The 7,283-nt window shown below is 31.0% G+C and carries 6 protein-coding genes; 1 reads left to right on the forward strand and 5 read right to left on the reverse strand.

Annotation, left to right across the window (positions count from 1 at the left end; all coding sequences use genetic code 11):
• Positions 1-10: 10 nt before the first annotated feature.
• Together HN894_12705 and HN894_12710 are read right to left on the reverse strand one after the other, a co-directional pair.
• On the reverse strand, positions 11-862 hold the full coding sequence (locus HN894_12705) for a hypothetical protein (GenBank protein MBT7144179.1): 852 nt from the start codon (positions 860-862) through the stop codon (positions 11-13).
• Positions 862-2,511 carry an ABC transporter substrate-binding protein gene (locus HN894_12710; protein ID MBT7144180.1) on the reverse strand — a complete coding sequence of 550 codons (1,650 nt, stop codon included), beginning with the start codon at positions 2,509-2,511 and terminating at the stop codon, positions 862-864. Before HN894_12710 ends, HN894_12705 begins: the two co-directional genes overlap by 1 nt.
• Before the next feature lie 54 nt (positions 2,512-2,565).
• On the opposite strand from HN894_12710, the gene HN894_12715 reads away from it, so the two are divergent.
• The gene (locus tag HN894_12715) at positions 2,566-2,814 is read left to right on the forward strand and encodes a hypothetical protein (GenBank protein ID MBT7144181.1); all 249 of its coding nucleotides are present in this window, start codon (positions 2,566-2,568) and stop codon (positions 2,812-2,814) included.
• Here the strand turns inward: HN894_12715 and HN894_12720 are convergent.
• From HN894_12720 to HN894_12730, 3 genes are read right to left on the reverse strand one after another with little or no spacing between them, the layout of a single operon-like run.
• Positions 2,781-4,016 carry a tetratricopeptide repeat protein gene (locus HN894_12720; GenBank protein MBT7144182.1) on the reverse strand — a complete coding sequence of 412 codons (1,236 nt, stop codon included), beginning with the start codon at positions 4,014-4,016 and terminating at the stop codon, positions 2,781-2,783. The genes HN894_12715 and HN894_12720 overlap by 34 nt on opposite strands.
• A 16-nt stretch (positions 4,017-4,032) precedes the next feature.
• Positions 4,033-6,618 (reverse strand): gliding motility-associated C-terminal domain-containing protein, encoded by a 2,586-nt coding sequence (locus HN894_12725; GenBank protein ID MBT7144183.1) that lies wholly within the window; start codon positions 6,616-6,618, stop codon positions 4,033-4,035.
• A complete protein-coding gene (locus HN894_12730; protein ID MBT7144184.1) occupies positions 6,615-7,127 on the reverse strand; it encodes a hypothetical protein in 513 nt (170 codons plus the stop codon). The genes HN894_12725 and HN894_12730 overlap by 4 nt, the downstream gene beginning before the upstream one ends.
• Positions 7,128-7,283 lie beyond the last annotated feature (156 nt).

Here is a 7,283-nt window from a genome sequence, read left to right on the forward strand (position 1 = left end):
TTTCAATCGGCTACTTTCTATTTACTAAATGAAAGTTTATTAATCCTTTTATCGGATTTTTTTCTATTTTATCAATTGAAATATTAAATTTATCACTTATTTCCATCAATATTTCTTTAAAAATGTAGGCAATCGAACCAGTAAAACGCAAATTTGCTTCTAAATAATTTGGATATTTACAGATATTTTTTTTGAAAAAACTCATAAAACTTTCATAAACTAAATCGTAAAAAGGTGGCTCTTCAATATTTTCTTTTATAAAATATGTGAAACTTGCTAAAAATCTGTTTGCAAATGGTTTCTTATATATAGATTCTAATATTTGATTTTGTGACAAATTATATTTCTTTTCAAAATTGCGAGAAATATTTTTATTAAATTCTTTATTTAAATATTTACTAATCAATTGTTTGCCAATATTTGCACCACTTCCGTAATCTCCTAAAATATATCCAAGAGAAGGCAATGAATTTTGGATCTCACTTTTTTTGTAAAATCCTGAATTAGAACCTGTTCCAAGAATTGCAACAATTCCTTCCTCGTTTTGAAACATTGAGCGAGCTGCTCCAAGCAAATCGGTTTCGATTGAGACTCTGCTAAGAGAAAATATTTTTGTCAAAGCTACTTCAAGAATCGAATTTCTTTGGGGTGAAGAGCATCCAGCACCATAAAAAAAAATATCAGTTATATCATTCTTCGATATGTCTCTGGGGAAATGGCTATTAATTTGTATTTCAGCATATTCCGAAGATATGAAATATGGATTTAATCCGGCAGTTTTGAAATTTCTTTCAATATCATTAGAGACTATATACCATTCAGTTTTCGTAGAACCGCTATCAGCAACTAAAATCATAGGCATTAATTATTCGTTTTATTAACATGCAACAGATTCAACAAATTTAATGGATTATTACGCATTCCTTTAACATTTTTTGAAATAAATCGAACAGATTCATCATAAAAAAGTGGGACGATAATCGCTTCGTCTATTATTATTTGGTCCATGGTTTTGTATAATTGAAACCGAACAGAATCGTTCAATTCATTCATTGCTTTTTCATATAATGAGTCGAATTCAGGATTGTTAAAATGAGTGTAATTTGGTCCATTTGGGCTGTGATTTTTACTATAAAAAAGTGCCATATAATTCTCAGGGTCAGGATAATCTGCTATCCATGATCCTCTAAAAAATTCGAGCTTCGAGTTTGCAACCATGTCTAAAAATGAGGCTCCAGTTCCAATTTCAATTTTTATTTTTACTCCAATTTGAGAGAGTTGATGCTGAATATATTCGCAAAGATCTATGTAGCTACTTGTTGTAGTAAGTGTAATTGTTGGCAAATTTGTCCCGTTCGGAAAGCCGGCAGAATCTAAGAGTTCCTGTGCTTTTTTAGGATCGTATTTGTATCCATTGACGCTTGTTTTTGAATAGTTTGCCATTCCTTTCGGAACAAAACCGGCATTTGCAGGAATTCCAATGTTGTTTCTCAAATATCGAATCATCTTTTTTCTATCGAAACCATAATTTATTGCTTGTCTGATTTCTTTAATTCTAAGAATATTATTGAAAGATATTTTGTTTGTATCTAACATAAAACCAAGATATTCGGAGTTCAAATAAGCTTGCTTAATCATTGCTATTCTGTCAGAATATTTTTGATTTAACATTCCGTTTCGAGTAATTAGTTCGTCTTTATAACTGGCATCAATGGATGAAAGAAAATCTAAATTCCCTTTAATAAATTCTAAAAATTCCGATTGTTTATCATTTATAAATGATATAGAAATTGCATCTAAATATGGTAATTTTTCGTTATTGAAATCTGTCTCAAAGTAATTTTCGTTTTTAATAAATATCAATTTTTCGCCTTCTTTCCAATATTTAAATTTGAATGGTCCTGTCCCAATAGGATTTTCTCTAAAATCTTCGCCGTAATAAGCAACAATTTCTTTGGGCACAACCGAACAATATTGCATTGAAAGCAAACCGAGAAAAGCAGGAAATGGGGTTTTTAGTATTATTTCTATGGTAGTATCGTTGGGAGCGGAAAATCCATTTTTTGTGTTTTTGGCATGCTTGTCAACATTGTTGAATATCCAGGCACCCGGAGAAGCTACATCTGTATCTATAATTCTATTTAAACTAAAAACGAAGTCTGAAGCAACTACTTTTCTTGTATTATTATTCAGAAAAAGTTTGTGCTTGTGGAAAAAAACATCCTTCCGTAAAAAAAAACGATATAGTTTTCCATTTTCAGTAATTTCCCAATTTTTTGCAATACATGGAACAATATTCAGACTATCGTCCAGTTTTACCAAGCCGTTGAATAATTGATTGTTAGCCCAAATGATTGTTTGATTTTTTGCGAAAGCCGGGTCTAATGTTGCAATTCCTTTTGATTCATTGTATCGAAAAACTTTCCTTTTGTCTTGCGAAATTTCATTACTACAATTTGAAAAAGTTATACTTAATAGAATGAAAATTATATAATTTATTTTGTGATGCATGTTTATTTGTTTTTGAGATTCAAAATTTTTGTATTTTTGTCAAAAATTCTGATTATGCTTAGTCTAAATTTAATGATAGCTGCACATGTAGTTTTGATAATAATTGTTTCAATTGTTCTGGTGAAGTATGGAAATATTATAAATACATATTTGATTAGATTATTTAACAAATCAAATAAAACTATTGCAAAAGTAAATAACAATATTCGAATATCTCAAATGAGAAAAATTGAAGACAGCATAGAGCGGAAGCATAAAAGAAAAAAATCTCATCGTTCAAAATCACCTAAATCAACCGATTGACAATACTTGCGTTTCAAATCAATTGCATCAATATAGTTTAATTTGATTGCTTTGTCCCAATCTGAACAAGCATCGTTATCTTTCTTAAGATTCAATCTCGCTAATCCTCTGTTATAATATACCTTACCTTCGTTAGGAGATAGGTCTAATGCTTGCGAATAGTCGTTTTCGGCATTTTCAAACTGTTTAACTTGCATATATGTATTTGCTCTGGCAATGAAACTTTTTGTGCTCGAAGGATCGGAAGAAAGAATTTCTGAAAAATTATCTAATGCCTCATTATATTTCTCTATATGAAAATTTGAAATCCCTAAATTGTAAATTGCTTCATAATCAAGATGATAATACTCTAAATAGTTTTCAAAGTCTTTTTTTGCATTTGAATATTGTTTAAATTTAAGTTCAATTTTTGCTCTTTCAAAAACTAATAAAACACTTTCTGGAGACAATGAAATAGCCATATTTATATCTTCCATTGCTTTTTTCTTTTTGGCTTGAAGCGAATATAATTTCGCTCTGTCAAGATAATAGTTCGCATTTTTTGATTTCAATTCTATGACTTTATTCATGTCCTCAATAGCAAATTTGTATTGTTTTAAAGAGCTTAAAACTTTGGCACGTAAGTAATAAGCCTTATAATTTCTCTTATGATTATCCAAAATTTTATCTAAAATGTCAAGTGCTTCGTTTGTTTTATTATTTTCGAATAAATTGCTGGCTTCGTCTATGGACAACTCTAATTTGCTATACCAATCTTTTTCCCATAAAATATTCCACTCCTTTGTATTTTGAACATTATTTAGATTTTTGTCTAATCTTATGAAGCTTTTTGGTTTTTTGTATTTTGAATTTAGATGTTGTTCTAAATGTTCTATGGCTTCTTTTATATTTCCAATTTTTGAAAAACAAATAGCTAAATTGTAACATACAGAATTAGCGACTAATTTGTTTACTATCAGTAAATCTTCAATTGCTTTTTCAACTTGATTGCTATTAAGAAAACATTGTGCTCTATTTTGTAAAGCAAAGATATTATTCGGAGAATTTTCTAATACTTCAGTAAAATTTTGAATTGCTTCGGAATATTTCTTATAAAAAAGGTTTGCTGCGCCATAATTAAGCATGTCATATTTGTCTTGAGCAATAGTGTCTTTTCCAAGAAATACTGATGTAAATATGATAATATATAAGATTTTTTTCATGCTGAAAGAATTAAATTTATTGAGTCTTTGGAGTTTCTTTTGCTCCAATTACATGCACGAAGCCAGTGAGAGTGCGATGTTCGATTCCACTAAGGCGAGTGTTGTACACATCGCAAGTATAGAAATATACGCCATCGGGAACGAGTTTTCCATTTTCCATATATCTGCCATCCCATTGTATTTTCGGATTTTCTGTTTGGAAAACCAAAACTCCCCAGCGATTAAAAATCTTCATTTCTACTTTGTCAACGAAACTATATCGTGAAACAAATAGATCGAAAATTTCGTCTCCGTTTGGAGTAAAAACATTGGGTAGCTCAAAATCGAAACATTCGTCTATGCAATATTTTGTTGTCAATTGGCTTTCGTTGCCAAAGGAATCTATAGCAGTAACTGCATAACAACCAGCCATTGATATGAACGAATCGGGAAATAATTGATGTGAAAAACTTGTAATATTTATTGAGTTGATTGAAGCAATTGAATCTAATTCTTGATTTAAATTAGGAGAATAGTAAACAATATAGCTCAATGCATCATCGCTACAATATGTGTTAGGGTTATTCCAATTTAGAGTATTAACCAGATTTTCGCAATCGGATGTAATATTCACAACCGGTAAGCATGGAGGAACTGTATCAATAGGAGATTTGCAATTTATTTGCGACAAATTTACAATTGGATCTATAATTCCATCAACCATATAGCTACCGATACTTTTTATGTAGTAGCAATAATTTGTGTCATTTTTCAGATTAATATCAACAAAATCAAGTGTTTCTGTAAATTCAATAGAATCGAAATCGAGCGTAGGACTTTGACGATAAACCACAAAAATTGAATCAATCCATGGTGTGTTTTTTTCAAAAAGTAATTGCAATTCGTTGTCGGCAGCATAAATTTGCAGAAAAACAGAGGAAGCAATTTGAGGAGCACCAATTAAACTATCATCTCTATAAAGTTCAACCTTATAGGAATGTGGATTTTCCAATGTATTCAATAATGTATCAATAAAAATTGTATCTTCTAATCCGGAATTCATTTCAACGAAATTAAGGTTTGTTCCCCAAAGATCTTCCGAATGGTAAATTTTGTAATGATAATTGCCTGGAATTGTATCATACTCCACAGGTTTTGCCCAGGCAAGAAAAATGGAACCATTCGAAATGTCTGTATTCCTGACACTTACGTTTGTGATTGTTGGAATTCCTCTCACCAATTCTGTACATTCCTCTGTAGAGGAATAACTTTCTGCATTATCGCTAAAATACGAAATTATTCTATAGCAATAAATATAGCCTTGTTTCAAACCCTGTCCATTGTCGTTGTCCAAAAAAAATGTATTTTCCACTCCTGTGATATTTGCAATTTCAACGAAACCAGTATATTCCGGAACGCCGGTAATGCAACTATCAGGCATAAAATCGGAGCTTCCATATTTGCGATATATTTTATACCCAACTGCTTCATTACAAATAGCTTGGTCCCAATTCAATTGAATGGAATTATTCGAAGCTTCAAGTTGCAAATTTTTTGGTTCGGGAGAAATAACTTTTATATTTATATGCTTAATATCGACTAAACTTAAATCATTGTTATTGTCTTTTGCTTTAAAAATTACTTGATAAGGCTGCTTTCTCACATGCTTGCATTTTGTCTGCCACGAAAACAAACCGCTTGCATAGCCATCCTGCGAAATAGTTTGAGTGAAAAATGCAGAATCTTCAGAAAATTCTATTGGGCCACCAATTCCTGTTAGGATAATAATGTCGTTATCTGGGTCGGTAGCAACCACATCAAATTCCAGCAAAGTACCAGCAAGCACACAAATTTCTTCTTGAGGAACAATTTCAGGTGGCAGGTTTTCAGTAGAATCTACTTCAATTTGCATATCTCGAATGATTTCTCCAATTTTATAACCGTCTCGCCATTCTTCAATTGCCATTGCAATATTGTAAATCCCTAATTGTGTTGGATAATCCCAAATCAAATCGCCAGTGATTTCATCAACATATAGCGAGTTTTGAAAAGGTGGCAATGAATAATTTGCAATTTCTACTCCATTGGCACCCAGGCAGGTAGCTATTTTAAAAGATAAACTATCGCCATCGTAATCGTAAGCCCCAGGATTGTGTATAAAAACTCTGTGTAATGCGGCTTTATCGACCGGTGGATTGAACAAAACCGGCGTGCTATTATTCCCAAGCAACGGATTTATGAAGAGTGTTGTTCTTATTGCAAAAACTATGTTTACAGAATTCGGAATATTTTGTACTCCATAATTTCTGTTTGGATCTTCCACTACAATGTTATATATGCCAGGACCTGCAAAAACGTGTTCGGCAATATATGTATTATGATAATAATAATCTCCGATATCAACTTTTGAAACTCGTGGAGCATTTGATGAGGTATTGTCGCCCCAATCTACCAAAAGTTCATGCCGGTCGGCAAAACTCAAAGTGTAGGTATAGGTTGTAATAGTAAATTCATACTTCAGCCCATCTATTTGCCGGTAGGTAATTTCTCCTGCTCGGTTGTGAGTAGAAAATGCCTGATGTACGTGCATCAAAATTATTATGGCGAAAACAATTTTTTTCATTTCAAACTGACTGTTTCAGTCGTATTATTTCTGTCAAATTCTAAACCTTTTTCAATATTTTCAGCTTTCAAAATTAGCAAATTCTTTTGGTCTTGAAAAAGAGTTGTCATTATGGTATTGTAAATTGTAATTTCGGAAAACTTTTCGACATTTACAATTTTGAAAAATACCCAGATTGCTTCATCAGTATTTTTCTTTTTAACAAATTCGTATCTTTTTTCTCGAATTTTTGAACCATCAATTTCTAAGTTAAAATTTCTCATAAAGTATTCTTTAGCAATTTCCAGCCGATTGCTATCTGAAAATTCTTTTGAAGTATTAATTTTAACACTATCATCAAGAAATATTGCATTTTCAAAATCGTCTGTAAAAACTTTAAATGCTACTGTAATATTTTGTTCTGTTTCAGAATAATCGATATTTATGATGGATAAATGCAATGGATGTGGCGGACTTCCCGAAACGGGAGAACAGAAAAAAAATATAATATGTAAAAGAAAAATATTCATTGCAATAAAATTTGAGTTAACCTGATTAATTCATAAACTTTTTTTTCATAAACGTTTCTACAATTTTCATGCTCAAATATATTAACATTGATGAGTTTTAGTTAATTTTTTTATTCAATTTTAAATTTTACCGAATTTTATTTTGAATGATTCTAA

This window comes from Bacteroidota bacterium (assembly GCA_018692315.1).
Lineage (GTDB): Bacteria > Bacteroidota > Bacteroidia > Bacteroidales > JABHKC01 > JABHKC01.